This window comes from Serratia sp. H402Y (assembly GCF_051172415.1).
Lineage (GTDB): Bacteria > Pseudomonadota > Gammaproteobacteria > Enterobacterales > Enterobacteriaceae > Serratia > Serratia ureilytica.
On sequence record NZ_JBPIYZ010000003.1, the window covers coordinates 299,346 to 315,866 of the forward strand.

Here is a 16,521-nt window from a genome sequence, read left to right on the forward strand (position 1 = left end):
ACGGCGCCTTTGTTTTGCCCGGAGTGTGACCGAGGTGGTAACAACATTGGATAACGCGTTGCTGGAAGAGATCCTGCAACAGGTGCGCCCGCTGATTGGCCAGGGAAAAGTGGCCGACTACATCCCGGCGTTGGCGGAAGTGCCCGCCGATCGGCTGGCGATCGCCGTGTGTACGGTGGATGGCGAACTGTTCCAGGCCGGCGACGCCGCGGAGCGCTTCTCCATCCAGTCGATCTCCAAAGTGCTGAGTCTGACGCTGGCGCTGACGCGCTATCAGGAGCATGAGATCTGGCGGCGCGTCGGCAAAGAGCCTTCCGGCCTGCCGTTCAATTCGTTGCTGCAGCTGGAGATGGAGCAGGGCAAACCGCGCAATCCGTTTATCAACCCCGGCGCGCTGGTGGTGTGCGACATGCTGCAAACCCGGCTCAGCGCCCCCAAACAGCGCATGCTGGAGGTGGTGCGTCAGTTGGCCGGTGAAGACGACCTGGCCTATGACCTGCGGGTGGCGCGCTCCGAGTTCGAACACTCCGATCGCAATGCGGCCATCGCCTATCTGATGAAATCGTTCGGCAACTTCGAAAACGACGTCATCACCGTGCTGCAAACCTATTTCCACTACTGCGCGCTGCGCATGAGCTGCGTGGAACTGGCGCGCAGCTTCGTCTATCTGGCCAATCACGGTCGCGATCTCAGCGGCGAGGCGGTGATCAGCCCGCTGCAGGCGCGGCAGATCAACGCCCTGATGATGACCAGCGGCATGTACGACGGCGCCGGCGAATTCGCCTATCGGGTGGGGATGCCGGGCAAGTCCGGCGTGGGCGGCGGCATCGTGGCCATCGTGCCGGGCGAACTGTCGATCGTCGTTTGGTCGCCGGAACTGGATGCTTCCGGCAACTCGCTGGCGGGAACTGCGGCGCTGGAACTGTTGTCTCAACGTATCGGCCGTTCGATTTTTTAATCCCAGTCTGGATGGGAGTCAGGAGAAGCTATGTTGAAGAAAACCGGGTTAGCCTTACTGCTGCTGGCGGCGACTGCCGCGCAGGCCCACGCCGAGTACCAGTGCAGCGTTAAACCCCAGGACGATGTGATCATCAGCCCGCAGAGCGTGCAGGTGAAAGGCGCCAGCGGCGATCTGCAAATATCGCCGGATGGCGACGTGATCCGCAACGGCCAGGCGCTGAGCTTGAACGACAGCCAGCGGCAGAAAGCCTTCAGTTACCAGAGCGCCTTGCGCAAACAGCTGCCGTGGATCGACGACGGCGCGCAGAAACACCTGGAGAAAGCCCGCGCAGCGCTGGATAAAGTGATCGTTAAAGAGCTGGGCAGCAACAGTAACGTGCGCAACCGGCTGACCACCCTGAATGGCCAACTGAAACAGCAGATGAACCGCATCATCGAGCACCGCAGCGACGGCCTGACCTTCCACCACAAGGCGATCGACCAGGTGGAGCAGGACGGCCGCAACATCGTGCAGCAGAGCATGGGCGGCGTGCTGCAGGACAGCCTGAACGAGATGGGCGTCAAACAGGCCGCCAACAGCGGCGGCAACCCGCTGCAGGCGATCATGGGCAATTTGGGCGGCTTGCAGAAGGCGATCCAGAACGAATGGAACAACCAGGAACAGGACTTCCAGAACTTCGGTCATGACGTGTGCAACCGCGTCACCGCACTGGAAACCCAGCGCAAGGATCTGCTTAACGCGTTGAAGTGATTTAAGAATCTTCTTGGTAGACCGTTTTTTGACCTTCTGAAGCTTATCTGACAGACTGATCAAACTACGTACAGATTTATGGATGTTTACGGAGGACGCTATGAGCCATACACGTTACGAAACCGATGTTGTTGCCTGGGCAAATGAACAGGCCGCTCTTTTGCGCTCCGGAAAATTGTCTGAGATCGATATTGAAAAGATCGCCGAGGAGATTGAGGACGTGGGGAAGAGCGAGCAAAGGGAACTTGCTAGCCGGATGACGGTGCTGATTGCACATTTGCTTAAATGGAAATATCAGCCGGCCAGGCGCGGAACCAGCTGGGAAAGAACGATTAAAGCGCAGCGCAAAGAGGTGCTTTACAGCTTGAAAGAGTCGCCCAGCCTAAAAGGTAAACTGAGCGATGCCGATTGGCTGGATGTCGTCTGGTCGAAGGCCGTTGCGCTCGCCACGGCCGAAACCGGGCTGGATGTGTATCCGGAAAACGGCATCTGGGAAACTCAGCAGATTCTGTCTCAGACGTTTTACCCGGATTAACACCAATAAAAAAGCGCTGATCATTCAGCGCTTTTTTTTACTCGTCGTCCGCCAGGAACAGTTCCAGCAGCGAGTTGAGGAACAGTTTGCCCTTCTCGGTGATCTGCCAGTGCTCCGCGGTTTCTTCCAGATAGCCTTTGGCCAGCGCTTCGTCCAGCTGCGGGCGAATGACGCTTTCCGTCAGCCCGGTGTAGTTGGCGAAGTCGGCGCGCGGCGCGGCTTCCAGCAAGCGGAAGCGGTTCATGAAGAATTCGAACGGCCGATCCGCCGCCGCCACCTCATGCTGCTTGTCCATGTAGTCGCCGCGCATAAAGCCGCGCGGGTGCTTGGTCTTGGCGGTGCGTAGGATGCGTCCGTCGCTGAAGGTCACCTTGCCGTGCGCGCCACAGCCGATCCCCAGATAGTCGCCGAAGCGCCAGTAGTTGAGATTGTGCTGGCATTGGTAGCCCGGCTTGGCGTAGGCCGAGGTTTCATACTGCTGATAGCCGGCGGCGCTCAGCAACTGGTGGCCGCGCTCGAAGATGTCCCACAGCGCATCGTCGTTCGGCAAAACCGGCGGGCGCGAGCTGAACAGGGTGTTCGGCTCGATGGTCAGCTGATACCACGACAGGTGCGGCGGATTGAGGGCGATAGCCTGGCGCAGATCGTCCAGCGCCTCTTCCAGCGACTGGTCCGGCAGGCCGTGCATCAGATCGAGGTTGAAGCTGCGCAGGCCGAGGCCGGTCGCCAGCGTCGCCGCGCGTTTGGCTTCTTCCGGGCCGTGGATGCGCCCCAGACGGTTCAGCTTCTCGGCGCTGAAGCTTTGCACCCCGATGGAGATGCGGTTGACGCCGGCGCGCTGGTAGCCGCTGAAGCGATCGGCCTCCACGGTGCCGGGATTGGCTTCCATGGTGATTTCGGCGTCGTCGGCGACGCGAATGCGCGCCCGCACGCCGTCCAGCAAGGCTTGCATCGCCTCGGCGCTCAGCAGGCTGGGGGTGCCGCCGCCGATAAAGATAGTGCTGATTTCCCGGCCGCCGGCCAGCGGCAGGTCGGCATCCAGATCCGCCAACAGATGATCGACATACTCTTGATGCGGCACGTCCCCCTTCAGCGCATGGGAGTTGAAGTCGCAGTACGGGCATTTCTGCACGCACCACGGGATATGGATGTAGAGACTCAGCGGGGGCAGCTTAAGCATTGCGCATGGCTTCCAACATCAGCTTCAGCGCCTTGCCGCGGTGCGAAATCGACCGCTTCTCGTCGCGGCTCAGCTCGGCGGCGGTGCGGCCCAGCTCCGGCACGTAGAAGACAGGGTCGTAACCGAAGCCGCCTTCACCGGCGGCCTGCTCAGTGATTTCGCCGGCCCAACTGCCGTGGAACACCAGCGGCGTCGGGTCTGCCGCATGGCGCAGATAGACCAGCACGCAATGGAATTGCGCGCCGCGCCGGCCCGGCGCCACGTCTTTCAACGCCGCCAGCAGCTTGTCGAGGTTTTGCCGATCGTCGGCATCTTCGCCGGCATAGCGTGCGGAGTAGATGCCCGGCGCGCCGCCCAGCGCGTCCACTGCCAGACCGGAGTCGTCGGCGATCGCCGGCAGGCCGGTGACCTGTGCCGCATGGCGCGCTTTCAGGATGGCGTTTTCGATAAACGTCAGGCCAGTTTCTTCGGCGGATTCCACGCCCAGATCGGTTTGCGCGACCACGTCCAGGCCGAAATCGGCCAACAGGTCGGCAAGTTCGCGCACTTTGCCCGGGTTACCGGTGGCAAGAACGACTTTTTGCATAAGTGACTACCTTGAAAATTATTCGATGATACTCTGCGTATCTGAAGCCGCAGCCGCGTTGGCTGCACGCTCTCACCCCAGTCACTGGAGTGACCCAGCTCCTGGGGACTCAAGCCCTTGCCGCCTTGCTGCGGCTCCAGCTACTTTGTGTATAGCGCCGCGACCACGGCGGGGATCTGTTGCGGATTCACGATGCGTAACTGTTTATGCCGCCCCAGTTCGCCTTTCTCGATGGTGACGTTGCTTTTCGCCACTTTGAACTGCTTGGCGATAAACTTGATCAAATGGGCGTTGGCTTGACCGTCGACCGGCGGGGCGGTGATGGCGACTTTCAGTTCGTCGCCATGCAAGCCGATAATTTGGTCGCGGCTGGCTTTCGGCTGAATATATAGCCTGAGCGCCAGCCCGTCCAGCACGGGAGTGACTGCACTCACAGCAGGAACCAGATCTCGCCGAACACATCCATGCCCAGGTAGTTGATCAGATAGAGGATCAGGATCACTACCATGGCGGAAAAATCGATGCCGCCCATCGCCGGGATGATGCGACGGATCGGCGCCATCAACGGTTCGGTCAGTTGGTACATCACGTAGTCGATCGGGCTGCGGCCCTGGCTTACCCAGCTCATCAGCGCACGAATGATCATCACCCAGAAGATCAGGTAGCCGGCGGACTTAACCAGCGAGATCAGGCCGAACAGCAGGTTATACGGACTAAGCGACAGCGCGTGGCTTTGTATCAGCAGCAGCAGCGGGTACTTGATGGTCATCAGCAGAAACGCCAGCAGCAGCGAAGCGCTGTCGATAGGCCCAAGCGATGGGATGATGCGGCGCAGCGGGCCGACCACCGGTTGGGTGATCTTCACCACAAACTGCGAGAACGGGTTGTAAAAATCGGTGCGCGTCCATTGCATCCAAATGCGCAGCAACAGCACCATCACGTACAGATCAATAACGGTCTTGACCAGGAAAGTCAGCGTTAGCATGAAGTGGTCCTTCTCCTTAACTCGGGGTTATTTAAAATAATTTTTCCATTTCTTGCGCACGGGAAACGGCGGCCTGCATCGCTTGCGCCACGGTTTCCGGCAGTTGGCGTTCGTTGAACACCCGCAGCGCTTCGGCGGTGGTGCCGCCTTTGGAGGTCACCTGCTCGCGCAGCGTGCCCAGCGGCGTATCCGGGTTGGCTTCAACCAGCGCGGCGGCGCCGGTAGCGGCCTGCTGCACCAGATCGCGCGCGGTTTGGCTGTCGAAGCCCATGCGTTCGGCTTCTTTTTGCATCGCTTCCATAAACAGGAAGAAATAAGCCGGGGCGCTGCCCGCAGCGGCGATCACGCCGTTGATGCCATTTTCGTCATCTACCCAGCAAACTTTACCGACCGAGGCCATTAAATCGCCGGTGTAGTCGCGATCCTGTTGGCTGACCTGCGCCGGCGCGTACAGCCCGCTCATGCCCTTGCCGACCAGCGACGGGGTGTTGGGCATGATGCGCACGATGTCCAGTTGGTCGCCGAGCAACTGATAGAAACGGCTGACCTGAATGCCGGCGGCGATCGACAGCACCAGTTTGCCGCCGAAATCGACCTGTTCGCGCAGCGGCTGACACACGTCGGCCATCATTTGCGGTTTGACCGCCAGTACCACGACGTCGGCTTCACGCGCGCAGGCGACGTTGTCGCCGCTGCTGACGATGCCGTAGTCCGCCGCCAGCGCGTCACGGTTTTTCGGCGAAGGGGCGCAGACGCTGATGGATTTGGCCGGATAGCCGCCCGCGACCAGGCCGGCGATGATTGCACGCGCCATGTTGCCGGCGCCGATAAAGGTAATCTTGCGATGTTGCATCAAATCCCTCGTCTGTTTGTCAGGCCTGCGAGTAGTCGCGGGCGCCAAAAATTGCGGTGCCGATGCGCACCAGGGTGCTGCCTGCGGCGATCGCCGCCGCCATATCGTCCGTCATGCCCATCGACAGCGTATCGGCCTGCGGATAACGCTGACGCAGGGCGAGAAATGCGTCGTTCATCCGGCTGAATACCGCCAACTGCCGCTGATAATCCGTTTCCGGCGCCGGGATGGCCATCAGGCCACGCAGCGCCAGATTCGGCAGCGCCGCGATCGCGTCGGCCAACGCCGGCAGTTCGTTCAACGCGATGCCGGATTTGCTCTGCTCATCGCTGATGTTGATTTGAATCAGCACGTTGAGCGGCGGCATGTCGGCCGGGCGCTGATCGCTCAGACGCTGGGCGATGCGCAGCCGATCCACGGTATGACACCAGGCGAAATGTTCCGCCACCAGCCGACTCTTATTGGATTGCAGCGGGCCGATAAAGTGCCACACCAACTCACCGCCCTGCGGCGACTCGGCGAAATGCCGGATCTTGTCTACCCCTTCCTGCACGTAGTTCTCGCCGAAGGCGCGCTGGCCGGCGGCGATGGCTTCTTCGATCGCCGCCACAGGTTTGGTTTTGCTGACTGCAAGCAGAGCAACGTCTTCCGGCGCCCGTGCGCAGTTTTGCGCGGCGGCCGCGATGCGGTTTCTGACATCCTGCAGGTTCTGTTGGATAGTGCTCATTATTGACCCGGGAGAGTGATATGGATATCGATGAATTCGTGGCCCTTAGTGTAAAGCATAATGCTTCCGATCTGCACCTTTGTGCCGGTCATCCGCCGATGTTGCGCATCGACGGTGAACTGCAGCCGCTGGCGGCGGCGCCAACGCTGACGGCGCAAGGCGCGCAGGCCCTCTGCGATGGATTGCTGAATGCGCAGCAGCGCGAGAGCCTGCGGCGGCTGGGGCAGGTCGATCTGGCGTTGCACAGGCCGAGCGGGGAGCGGTTGCGCGCCAACGTTTTTCAACAAAGCGCGGGGATTTCTCTCGCGTTGCGGCGTATCGCCGGGCAATCGCCTTCGCTTGCCGAGCTGGCTGCGCCGGCCATCGTCCCGGCGCTGCTGCGGCGCGCCGACGGATTGATCCTGGTCACCGGCGCCACCGGCAGCGGCAAGTCCACCACGCTGGCGGCGATGATCGACGAGATCAACCGGCACCAGCAGCGGCATATTTTGACGCTGGAAGAGCCGATCGAGTTCCTGCATCGCAGCCGACGATCGCTGATCCAGCAGCGGGAGATCGGCCGCGACAGCCACAGCTTCGATGCGGCGTTGCGCGCCGCGCTGCGCGAAGATCCGGATGTGATCCTGCTGGGCGAGCTGCGCGATACCGCCACCATCCGGCTGGCGCTCACTGCGGCGGAGACCGGCCACCTGGTGCTGGCGACGCTGCATACCCGCAGCGCGCCGCAGGCGGTAGAGCGGCTGGTGGACGTGTTTCCGGCGGAAGAGAAACCCTATGTGCGCGCCCAGCTGGCGGGCAGCCTGCAAGCGGTGATCGCGCAAAAGCTGATGAGGCGCCCCGGCGGCGGACGAGTGGCGATCTTTGAAGTGCTGACGGCGACGGCGGCGGTCAGCAACCTGATCCGTGAAGGGAAAACGCATCAGTTGGCGAGCGTGTTGCAAACCGGCGCGCAGTCCGGCATGCAAACCTTTGAGCAAGGTTTGCAGCAGCGGATCGACGCCGGTGTGTTGGGGGACTGCGCGGGGGAGGGAACGGGCGTTTAGCCCAGCTGCCGTTCGAACCAGCTTTCGAGGATAACCACCGCGGAGGCGGAATCCACGCTGCCTTTATCAAGCGCGCGGAAGCCGCCGCGATCGAACAGGTTGGCGCGCGCCTCCACGGTGCTCAGACGCTCGTCATGCAGATCGATCTGGATGCCGAAGCGGCCGTGCAGGCGGTTGGCGAACTTGCGCGCCTGGGCGGTAACGGGCTGTTCGGTGCCGTCCATGTTCAGCGGCAGGCCGACCACCACCAAATCCGGCTGCCACTCCTTCAGCAGTTTTTCGATTTTCAGCCAGTCCGGCGAACCGTCCTGCGCTTTGAAAGCCGGCAGGGCGCGGGCGCTGCCGGTCAACTCCTGGCCGACGGCCGCGCCGATGCTTTTGGTGCCAAAGTCGAAGGCGATAATGGTGCGGTTACTCATCAGGCGTGTCCTGCGTGGTTGGCGATGCTGCGAATGTCGATACCCAAAAGGTTCCCCGCCTCGCGCCAGCGGCTGGCGATCGGCGTGCGGAACAAAATGTCGGTGTTGGCTTCGATGGTCAGCCAGGCGTTTTCCAATACTTCCTGCTCCAACTGGCCCTTCTCCCAACCCGCATAACCCAGCGCCACCAGCACGTCGTCCGGTTGCTCCGGCGTGCCGAGCGTTTCCAGCACGTCTTTCGAGGTGGTGATCATGGTGTTGGGGGAAATTTGAATGCTGGCGCCAAAGCCGTGGCGCGGCGTATGCAGGATAAATCCGCGATCGTCCGCCAGGGGGCCGCCGGCGAACACCGGCTTGTCCAGGCTGATGGCCGGATCGCGCGCAGGCGGCATGATCTTCAGCTTGCTCAGCACCGTGGCTACCGTGAACTGCTCCACCGGTTTATTGATCACCAAACCCATGGCGCCTTCTTCATTGTGCTCGCAAATGTAAATCACCGAGCGCTTGAAGCGAGGATCCTGCAGCGTTGGCATGGCGATCAGAAAATGGTGCTGTAAATTCATGGCGTTAGTATAAGGTAATCAATGGGTGAGAAAATAAACAGCCGCCAGTATGCGGCTATACCCGCCGCCTTTCAAGCCGCTGCCGGAAAGGCGGGCTTTGGCGGGCGCGATACAGGATAGCGGGCGGCATGCCGCCCGCATGACGCATTACTTCGCCGCCAGGCGCTTTTCAATGGCGTCCATCAGCATGCCGGTAATCGAAATCGGGAATGCCGCCTCGATCTCGCGCGCGCAGGTTGGGCTGGTGACGTTGATTTCGGTCAGGCGATCGCCGATCACGTCCAGGCCGACGAAGATCAGCCCTTTCTCTTTCAGCGTCGGGGCGACGGCGCGGGCGATTTTCCAGTCGCTTTCGCTCAGCGGGCGCGCTTCGCCGCGGCCGCCGGCCGCCAGGTTGCCGCGGGTCTCACCCTGCGCCGGAATGCGCGCCAGGCAGTAAGGCACCGGCTCGCCGTCCACCACCAGGATGCGCTTGTCGCCGTCCTTGATCGCCGGCAGGAAGTTCTGCGCCATGCAGAAACGGCTGCCGTGTTCGGTCAGGGTTTCGATGATCACCGACAGGTTAGGATCGTCCTGCTTCACGCGGAAGATAGACGCGCCGCCCATGCCGTCCAGCGGTTTCAGGATGATGTCGCCGTGCTGCTGGTGGAATTTGCGGATGTGCGCGGCGCTGCGGCTGACCAGCGTATCCGGCGTCAGTTCCGAGAACCAGGCGGTGAACAGCTTCTCGTTGCAGTCGCGCAGGCTTTGCGGCTTGTTGACCACCAGCGTGCCTTTGACTTCGGCGCGTTCCAGAATGTAGGTCGCGTAGATGTATTCGGTATCGAACGGCGGATCCTTGCGCATCAGGATCACGTCCAGATCGTGCAGCGCCAGATCCTGCTCGGCGCCGAAGCTGAACCAGCTCTCCTTGTCTTCCTTCACGCTCAGCAGGCGGGTGCGGGCGCGCCCGTCACCGGCGTGCAGATAGAGATCGTTCATCTCCATGTAGTGCAATTCGTAACCGCGGCGCTGCGCTTCGAGCAGCATGGCGAAGCTGGTGTCTTTCTTGATGTTGATGGAATCGATAGGATCCATCACGATGCCGAGCTTAATCATCTTTTCTCCTTTAACCCAGGTCGCCGAAGCGGACCTGCAGAGCGGTAATGGCGGTGAGCGCTGTGGTTTCGGTACGCAGAACGCGTGGTCCCAGCAGAATATCAGTAAATCCGTGGTCGGTGGTCATGGCGATTTCGTCGGCGGACAAACCGCCTTCCGGGCCGATCAGCAGGCGAACGCGGTCTACCGGCTGCGGCAGCGTGTTGATGCTGTGGCTGGCGCGCGGGTGCAGGTTGAGTTTCAGGCTGCCGTCCTGCTCGGCGCACCAGGCCTCCAGCGACATCGCCTCGCGGATTTCGGGAATGCGGTTGCGGCCGCACTGTTCGCAGGCGGCGATGGCGATCTTCTGCCATTGTTGGATTTTCTTCGCCAGACGCTCGCCGTCCAACTTGACGCCGCAGCGCTCGGAAAACAGCGGGGTGATGACGTTGACGCCCAGCTCGATGGATTTCTGGATGGTGAACTCCATCTTCTCGCCGCGCGAGATCACCTGGCCCAGATGCAGGTTGAGCGGCGATTCGATGTCCTCCACGCGGCCGTCGCCGAGGCGCACCAGCACGCTCTTTTTGTCCACCCGGACTATCTCGGCGTCGAACACCTGGTTGCTGCCGTCGAACAGCTGCAGCGCCTGGCCGGCGCTCATGCGCAGCACGCGCCCGACGTGGTTGGCGGCGTCCTCGCTGAGGGCGATCTCCGCCCGGTCGGTCAACGGCTGCGGATGGTAAATGCGGGGTATGCGCATGGGTAGTCTGATCCTGACGAAACGGCGCCGCGGGTTGGCGGCGCCATGAAAGATAAAGGCTATAGTAGGTTAGCTTTTCCGCTGCTGACAAGCCTGTTGAATATAGGGGTTGTGGTTGCCCTGCACCTTGGCGATACGTGCTTCACGCTGACATTCCCATTGGCTCACCGGATATTGCCGGTTCCACACCTCGAACAGTTGGGTTTGCTGGCGTGACAGCCGCAGCTGGTAGCGATCGCGCATGTAGAAGTAGGTGCGGGCAATGGCGCCGCGGGCGCGGGCGGGCGGCTCCGCCTGTTTATTCTTGAAGTCCACCTTCATTGGGCACTGCCCGTATTGGCCTGCGCCGCCGTTCCATTGGCTGTACATGAAGTTGTTGCGGTCGCCGTTCACTTCGCCGATCGCCGGCTGCAGGTTGTGCAGATCGGTTTCTATCTGGCGATAGGTGGCGTCCTTATTGCAGTTTTTGCGTCCGCCGTCTTGCCAGCACTGCAGTTGGTGGCCGAACTGCCAGGCCGGCACCACGTGTTCCCACTCGATGCGCTGCGCGCGCTGGGCGTTTTTACGCACCTGATAGCCGCAGCCGGCGAGATCCGGGATGCCCTTCTTGCCTTGCCAGTCGATGCGGCAGCCGCAGTAAAAGCTGCCCGGCGCATCCCGGTTAATCTTGGCCGCCGCCGCTTTGGCCTGAGAGAAGTTATTGATGCCGTGCGCCTGTACGGCGCCTGCGGCGAAAACCGCCATAAACAAAATTCTGCGAAGCATATTCCAAAACAGCTCAAAATTGGAAAAGCAGGCAGGGTAACGGAACTTGCCGGCAGTGGCAAATGGCGATATTTGCTTGTTTTAACGTATAAATCGTTTAACTAAAGGTTCTCGCTAGCAAGAAATTTCAGTTTTTCGCCGCACCGGCGGCAGCGGTATTCGCTTTCGCCGCGCAGCACGCGGTTATGGCGGCGAATGGTGAGCGGGTGCTGCCCACAGGCGCAGCGGTAGGGGAAGGTCTTGCTTTGCACCGAGGCGGTTTCGAAACGGTGAGTGCGGCTGGCGGGCGTCAGCAGCACGCTTTCCATCATCCAGCGCCATTCGCGGCCGTGCGGCGCCACCCGGCCGAATTGGCGAAACACCAGCAGGTGCGCCAGTTCGTGCGGCACCACTTCATCGATAAACTGCTGTTGGTTTTCCAGCAGCAGCACCGGGTTCAGGCGGATTTCCCAGCTTTGCAGCCAGGCGGTGCCCGCGCTGGTGCCGCGTTGCTGATAGACGATGCTGGGTTCGGGGAACTCGACGGCAAAATGCCGGCGGGCCAACTGCAGCTTTTCTCGCAGGCAGCGCATCACCGCTTGTTGCAGCGCGATGGGGATTCTCGGTTTGTTCATTGCGGCTAGCTTAAGCAATGGCGCGGCGGCTGACAATACGCACCGGCGCAAATCGCATCCGGCGCTTTTTCGCCACATTGATAAAGCGATCGCCACCGATGGATTGTAATCAATGTGTTAACTGCGGGATAATAAAGCGTGCATGATGAGCCTGTACCCGCAGTTCTCACCGAGCAAGGTTGAAACGCCGCCTGTGGCAATCCCTTACGCAAAGAGCGGTTATTTTGCGATTTGGCGCAATAACTGACTGATTAAAAATACGTAAGGTGAAGGCAGTTTTTTGACAAGGCGCCGCCTCGCGCGCCGCAAGTGTGAATTTAACGCAGCTGATGTTGCAAGTGAGAGATCAATGTCGAATAAACCGTTCCACTATCAAGATCCGTTCCCGCTGAAGAAAGACGATACCGAATATTACCTGCTGAGCCGCGACCACGTTTCCGTGAGCGAGTTTGAAGGCCAGGAAATACTGAAAGTTGCCCCTGAAGCGTTAACCCTGCTTGCCCAGCATGCGTTCCACGACGCGTCGTTCATGCTGCGCCCGGCGCACCAACAGCAGGTGGCCGATATCCTCAAAGATCCGGACGCCAGCGAAAACGACAAGTACGTTGCGCTGCAATTTCTGCGTAACTCAGAAATCGCCGCCAAGGGTATTTTACCGACCTGCCAGGACACCGGCACGGCGATCATCGTCGGCAAAAAGGGCCAGCGCGTCTGGACCGGCGGCGGCGATGAAGAAGCGTTGTCGCGTGGGGTGTACAACACCTACATCGAAGAGAACCTGCGCTATTCGCAGAACGCCGCGCTGGATATGTACAAAGAGGTCAATACCGGCAGCAACCTGCCGGCGCAGATCGATCTCTACAGCGTTGACGGCGAAGAATACAAGTTCTTGTGCATCGCCAAGGGCGGCGGTTCCGCCAACAAAACCTATCTGTATCAGGAAACCAAGGCGCTGCTGTCGCCGGGCAAGCTGAAAAACTACCTGGTCGACAAGATGCGCACGCTGGGCACTGCGGCCTGCCCGCCGTACCACGTGGCGTTCGTCATCGGCGGCACCTCGGCGGAAGCGACGCTGAAAACCGTCAAACTGGCCTCGACCAAGTATTACGATGGCCTGCCGACCGAAGGCAACGAGCATGGTCAGGCGTTCCGCGATCTGGAACTCGAAGCGGAACTGCTGCAAGAAGCGCAGAACCTGGGGCTGGGCGCGCAGTTCGGCGGCAAATACTTCGCGCACGATATCCGCGTCGTGCGTCTGCCGCGCCACGGCGCCTCCTGCCCGGTCGGCATGGGCGTTTCCTGTTCGGCGGACCGCAACATCAAAGGCAAGATTAACCGCGACGGCATCTGGCTGGAAAAACTGGAGCACAATCCGGGTAAATTCATTCCTCAGGAGCTGCGCCAGGCCGGGGAAGGCGAGGCGATCAAGGTCGATCTCAACCGTCCGATGGCCGAGATCCTCAAACAGCTGTCGCAGTACCCGGTTTCCACCCGCCTGTCGCTGAGCGGCACCATCATCGTCGGCCGCGATATCGCGCACGCCAAGCTGAAAGAGCGTCTGGATCGCGGTGAAGGCCTGCCGCAGTACGTCAAGGACCACCCGATTTACTACGCCGGCCCGGCTAAAACGCCGGAAGGCTATGCGTCCGGTTCCTTGGGGCCGACCACCGCCGGGCGTATGGATTCCTACGTCGACCTGCTGCAATCTCACGGCGGCAGCATGATCATGCTGGCGAAAGGCAACCGCAGCCAGCAGGTGACGGATGCCTGCCACAAGCACGGCGGCTTCTACCTCGGCAGCATCGGCGGCCCGGCGGCGGTGCTGGCGCAGCAGAGCATCAAGAGCCTGGAGTGCGTGGAGTACCCTGAACTGGGCATGGAAGCGATCTGGAAAATCGAAGTGGAAGATTTCCCGGCGTTTATCCTGGTGGATGACAAAGGCAATGACTTCTTCCAGAAGATCCAGGCCGGTCAGTGCTCCAGCTGCCTGAAATAATCGCTGCTCCCCCTCCACCGCTCGCGGGCGGTGGAGGGGATTGTGTAAAGTCCTGTAGCTTGCTGGACGTCGAGTTTTAACCTGTATACCCTACGCGAATAGCACTAAAATTCGACTAATGGAATATCGGCAACATAAGGTTCGGCAAGCACATGGGCACGCAGGAAAGTCACATCAGGGAGTTACTGGTCTGGATTGAAGATAACCTGACCAATCCGCTGTCGTTGGATATCGTTTCCGCCAAGTCAGGCTATACGAAATGGTACCTGCAGCGCATGTTCAAGAAGCAGACCGGATTATCGTTAGCCTCCTACATCCGCGCTCGTCGCCTCTACCTCGCCGCCTTCGCCTTGCGCTTCACGCAGAAGAGCATTCTGGACATTTCGGTTGAATATCAATTCGATAATCAGCAGACGTTCTCGCGCTGTTTCAAGAAACACTTCGCCGAGTCGCCCAGCGTTTATCGTCATGCCCGCAAACAGGACTTCAGCAATCTGGTGCGTTCACTCGCGGCCAGCCAGCCCGGCGATATTGAGGTCGAACGCGTCAGCATCGCCAGAGGGCAATACGCTTTTCACGGCAAGCAGTACGCTTACCACCTGGACATAGAGAGGTTGGATAAGTCGCATCTGCCGCAGCGCAGCGCGCTGCGGGCACAGTTTTACACCTTGTTGGGCGAGCGCCCGACGCAAACCTATTCGTTTACCCAACTGGTGCCGGACGGCGAGCGGGTCAGGGTCGACTATACCCTAGGCGTGACGACGGACTATCCGCTGCGTGAAGGCGTGGCGCTGGAGCCGCTGCCGGAGATCCACGGCGAGTTTTGCCGTTTTCGCTATTCCGGCAAGCCGGTGGCGCTCAATGATCACATCATTAAAATTTACACGCAGGTGCTGCCCGAAATGGGGCTGGCCCGCGGTGACGGGCCGGACATGACGGTGTTCAGCTATTCGCTGAGCGGGAAAGAGGAGCTGCATTTGGAGCTGCAGCATCTGGTGCCGGTGGTGCCGCTGCACTGATCCCGTCGGCGGCCGGCCGTCGGTTTTTCTGCTGCACGATCGCCGCCATCACCGCCAGGGCGATCTCCGCCGGCGTTTTGCTGCCCAGCGGCAGGCCGATCGGCGCATGGATGCGTTCCAACTCCTGCGGCGTGAATTCGGCAATCTGCTGTAACCGCTGGCGCCGCCGCGCGCTGTTTCTCAGCGATCCCATGGCGCCGATGTAAAACGCCGGAGTGTGGATCGCTTCCATCAACGTCAGATCGTCCATACGCGGATCGTGGGTCAGCGCCACGACGGCGGTATTGGCGTGGCAACCGCCGTCCTCAATGAACTTGGCCGGAAACTGGCGCAGCAGCGTCACGCCCGGTTTTAACTCGGCGGCGAAGTTATCCAGCGCCTCCGGGCGATTCTCGCACACCAGCACCTCAAACCCCAGCGCCACGGCGAAATCGGCGCAGTACAGCGCCACGCTGGACAGCCCGGCGATCAGCAGGCGCGGCGCGGCCGCGATATGCAGGGTAATCTGTTCGAGCCGGCGTTCCACCTGGGTGGCGCTGGTGAAATGACTCTGCTCGAGGCTGTGGCAGGCGTGGGGCAGCGTCAGGCGTTTGATCAACGCGTGATGCCCTTCCAGCGCGCCGGCGATGCGCCGCAGGTAAGCGACGCTGGCTTCTCCCGCCGGCAGATACTCGATCAGCACGTCCAGCACGCCGCCGCACGGCAGCGCCACATTGGGCGTCATGCCGCCTTCGCCGTAGCGGATCACCTGGCTGGCCGCCTGATACTCCCCGGCGGCCACGCGCCGCAGAAAGTCCTCCTCCACGCACCCGCCCGACAATGAGCCGCTGTAGCGGCCGTCGCGGGTCGCGGCCATCAACGCGCCCGGCGACCGCGGCGAAGAGCCATAGGTGCTGAGCACGGTGCATAACCAGACCGGCTGTTGTTGCAGCCAGCTTATCGCCTGGCTGACCACGGTGACATCAAGATGTTGCATAGGTGAATTTACTCGCTGGCCGGGAGTTGCGATGGAAGATCAATATCCCGCACGACGCCGGGGTGTTCAAGCGGCAGCAGGTGCACCGCTGCGCCTTGCAGCAGTTCACGCGCGCCATTATCGCCGCGCAGTTGGCAAAGTGGTTTGCGCAATCGGGCGGAAAAGCCGACCGGGTGACCGGGCTGTTGCGCATAGCTGGGGCGCACGATCGGGTGCTGCCGCAAGGCATCCGCCACCTGTCGGAAAACGTCGGCGCCGACGAACGGCATATCGGCCAGGTGGATCAGCCAGCCTTGCCAGTGCGGCGTGGCCGCAACGCCCGCGGCGATTGAGTCGCCGAGGCCCGCGCTGGCGAGCAGGGTGACCGGCACCTGGTTGGCGGCGCAGGCTGCCAGCACCGGCAGATTATCCGGCCGGGCCACCACATGTACCGGCAGGCCGGAGGCCAATGCCCGGCGCAGGGTGTGTTCAAACAGCGATCTCTGCTCGCCCGCCGCATCGGCAAATCCGGCGTTCAATTTGTTGCCCTGGCCGCCGGCCTGAATAAAGCGCTCTCCGCGCCCGGCGGCGGTAATGACAATGCCCGTGGTCATGGTTGAAGTCCGCGTTTGCGCAAATTATTTATTAGCCTACAAACTACCTGTGTTTTGTAAATGTTTTTTTGTTGAAAACAACCTGTTAATCATCACATAATTTTAGTTATAAGCAT

The 16,521-nt window shown here is 60.9% G+C and carries 20 protein-coding genes; 6 read left to right on the plus strand and 14 right to left on the minus strand.

Translation table 11 applies throughout. The annotated features are described in order from the left end of the window. Nucleotides 1–34 precede the first annotated feature (34 nt). The 3 genes from glsB to ACSBQS_RS18085 all read left to right on the plus strand — a co-directional run bounded on the left by glsB (nucleotide 35) and on the right by ACSBQS_RS18085 (nucleotide 2,246). Nucleotides 35–958 (plus strand): glutaminase B, encoded by a 924-nt coding sequence (glsB, locus tag ACSBQS_RS18075; RefSeq protein ID WP_047575480.1) that lies wholly within the window; start codon nucleotides 35–37, stop codon nucleotides 956–958. A gap of 30 nt (nucleotides 959–988) precedes the next feature. Then, the gene (locus tag ACSBQS_RS18080) at nucleotides 989–1,711 is read left to right on the plus strand and encodes a DUF2884 domain-containing protein (RefSeq protein ID WP_033644667.1); all 723 of its coding nucleotides are present in this window, start codon (nucleotides 989–991) and stop codon (nucleotides 1,709–1,711) included. Between the two features lie 100 nt (nucleotides 1,712–1,811). Then, a complete protein-coding gene (locus tag ACSBQS_RS18085; protein ID WP_016930094.1) occupies nucleotides 1,812–2,246 on the plus strand; it encodes a DUF29 domain-containing protein in 435 nt (144 codons plus the stop codon). 37 nt (nucleotides 2,247–2,283) lie between these two features. Here ACSBQS_RS18085 and hemW read toward each other — a convergent pair whose 3' ends face one another. From hemW to ACSBQS_RS18115, 6 genes are all read right to left on the minus strand, one after another. Continuing rightward, on the minus strand, nucleotides 2,284–3,426 hold the full coding sequence (gene hemW / locus ACSBQS_RS18090) for a radical SAM family heme chaperone HemW (protein ID WP_197749904.1): 1,143 nt from the start codon (nucleotides 3,424–3,426) through the stop codon (nucleotides 2,284–2,286). Further along, nucleotides 3,419–4,012, minus strand: a complete 594-nt coding sequence (locus tag ACSBQS_RS18095) for an XTP/dITP diphosphatase (protein ID WP_434991261.1) — start codon at nucleotides 4,010–4,012, stop codon at nucleotides 3,419–3,421. Before ACSBQS_RS18095 ends, hemW begins: the two co-directional genes overlap by 8 nt. A 140-nt stretch (nucleotides 4,013–4,152) precedes the next feature. Continuing rightward, nucleotides 4,153–4,446 carry a DUF167 family protein YggU gene (gene yggU / locus ACSBQS_RS18100; RefSeq protein WP_197666965.1) on the minus strand — a complete coding sequence of 98 codons (294 nt, stop codon included), beginning with the start codon at nucleotides 4,444–4,446 and terminating at the stop codon, nucleotides 4,153–4,155. Further along, on the minus strand, nucleotides 4,443–4,997 hold the full coding sequence (locus ACSBQS_RS18105) for a YggT family protein (RefSeq protein WP_042785370.1): 555 nt from the start codon (nucleotides 4,995–4,997) through the stop codon (nucleotides 4,443–4,445). Before ACSBQS_RS18105 ends, yggU begins: the two co-directional genes overlap by 4 nt. 31 nt (nucleotides 4,998–5,028) lie before the next feature. Beyond that, complete coding sequence (gene proC, locus ACSBQS_RS18110) at nucleotides 5,029–5,850, minus strand: pyrroline-5-carboxylate reductase (RefSeq protein WP_033651322.1); 822 nt, start codon at nucleotides 5,848–5,850, stop codon at nucleotides 5,029–5,031. Nucleotides 5,851–5,869: 19 nt separating this feature from the next. Then, complete coding sequence (locus ACSBQS_RS18115; RefSeq protein WP_042785369.1) at nucleotides 5,870–6,577, minus strand: YggS family pyridoxal phosphate-dependent enzyme; 708 nt, start codon at nucleotides 6,575–6,577, stop codon at nucleotides 5,870–5,872. A 20-nt stretch (nucleotides 6,578–6,597) separates the two neighbouring features. Between ACSBQS_RS18115 and ACSBQS_RS18120 the strand changes: the two genes are divergently transcribed. Further along, entirely contained in the window at nucleotides 6,598–7,620 is a 1,023-nt protein-coding gene (locus tag ACSBQS_RS18120) for a type IV pilus twitching motility protein PilT (protein WP_197749902.1), read from the plus strand. Here the strand turns inward: ACSBQS_RS18120 and ruvX are convergent. From ruvX to ACSBQS_RS18150, 6 genes are all read right to left on the minus strand, one after another. Continuing rightward, the gene (ruvX, locus tag ACSBQS_RS18125; RefSeq protein ID WP_015379046.1) at nucleotides 7,617–8,039 is read right to left on the minus strand and encodes a Holliday junction resolvase RuvX; all 423 of its coding nucleotides are present in this window, start codon (nucleotides 8,037–8,039) and stop codon (nucleotides 7,617–7,619) included. The two genes, ACSBQS_RS18120 and ruvX, sit on opposite strands and share 4 nt — an antisense overlap. After that, nucleotides 8,039–8,602 carry a YqgE/AlgH family protein gene (locus ACSBQS_RS18130; RefSeq protein WP_004937452.1) on the minus strand — a complete coding sequence of 188 codons (564 nt, stop codon included), beginning with the start codon at nucleotides 8,600–8,602 and terminating at the stop codon, nucleotides 8,039–8,041. The genes ruvX and ACSBQS_RS18130 overlap by 1 nt, the downstream gene beginning before the upstream one ends. Before the next feature lie 147 nt (nucleotides 8,603–8,749). Next, nucleotides 8,750–9,700, minus strand: coding sequence for a glutathione synthase (gene gshB / locus ACSBQS_RS18135; protein WP_033651325.1), 951 nt, complete (start codon nucleotides 9,698–9,700; stop codon nucleotides 8,750–8,752). Between the two features lie 10 nt (nucleotides 9,701–9,710). Further along, nucleotides 9,711–10,442 (minus strand): 16S rRNA (uracil(1498)-N(3))-methyltransferase, encoded by a 732-nt coding sequence (rsmE, locus tag ACSBQS_RS18140; RefSeq protein WP_025304244.1) that lies wholly within the window; start codon nucleotides 10,440–10,442, stop codon nucleotides 9,711–9,713. Nucleotides 10,443–10,511: 69 nt separating this feature from the next. After that, on the minus strand, nucleotides 10,512–11,207 hold the full coding sequence (gene endA, locus ACSBQS_RS18145; RefSeq protein WP_033644681.1) for a deoxyribonuclease I: 696 nt from the start codon (nucleotides 11,205–11,207) through the stop codon (nucleotides 10,512–10,514). Nucleotides 11,208–11,308: 101 nt separating this feature from the next. After that, nucleotides 11,309–11,821 carry a SprT family zinc-dependent metalloprotease gene (locus tag ACSBQS_RS18150; protein ID WP_047026451.1) on the minus strand — a complete coding sequence of 171 codons (513 nt, stop codon included), beginning with the start codon at nucleotides 11,819–11,821 and terminating at the stop codon, nucleotides 11,309–11,311. A gap of 349 nt (nucleotides 11,822–12,170) precedes the next feature. On the opposite strand from ACSBQS_RS18150, the gene fumA reads away from it, so the two are divergent. Together fumA and ACSBQS_RS18160 are read left to right on the plus strand one after the other, a co-directional pair. After that, a complete protein-coding gene (gene fumA / locus ACSBQS_RS18155) occupies nucleotides 12,171–13,817 on the plus strand; it encodes a class I fumarate hydratase FumA (protein WP_004937467.1) in 1,647 nt (548 codons plus the stop codon). Nucleotides 13,818–13,969: 152 nt separating this feature from the next. Continuing rightward, nucleotides 13,970–14,836, plus strand: a complete 867-nt coding sequence (locus ACSBQS_RS18160) for a helix-turn-helix domain-containing protein (RefSeq protein ID WP_033644684.1) — start codon at nucleotides 13,970–13,972, stop codon at nucleotides 14,834–14,836. Here ACSBQS_RS18160 and ACSBQS_RS18165 read toward each other — a convergent pair. After that, nucleotides 14,760–15,812, minus strand: a complete 1,053-nt coding sequence (locus ACSBQS_RS18165) for an XdhC family protein (protein WP_434991262.1) — start codon at nucleotides 15,810–15,812, stop codon at nucleotides 14,760–14,762. The genes ACSBQS_RS18160 and ACSBQS_RS18165 overlap by 77 nt on opposite strands. 8 nt (nucleotides 15,813–15,820) lie before the next feature. Next, a complete protein-coding gene (locus tag ACSBQS_RS18170) occupies nucleotides 15,821–16,405 on the minus strand; it encodes a nucleotidyltransferase family protein (protein ID WP_016930078.1) in 585 nt (194 codons plus the stop codon). Nucleotides 16,406–16,521 lie beyond the last annotated feature (116 nt).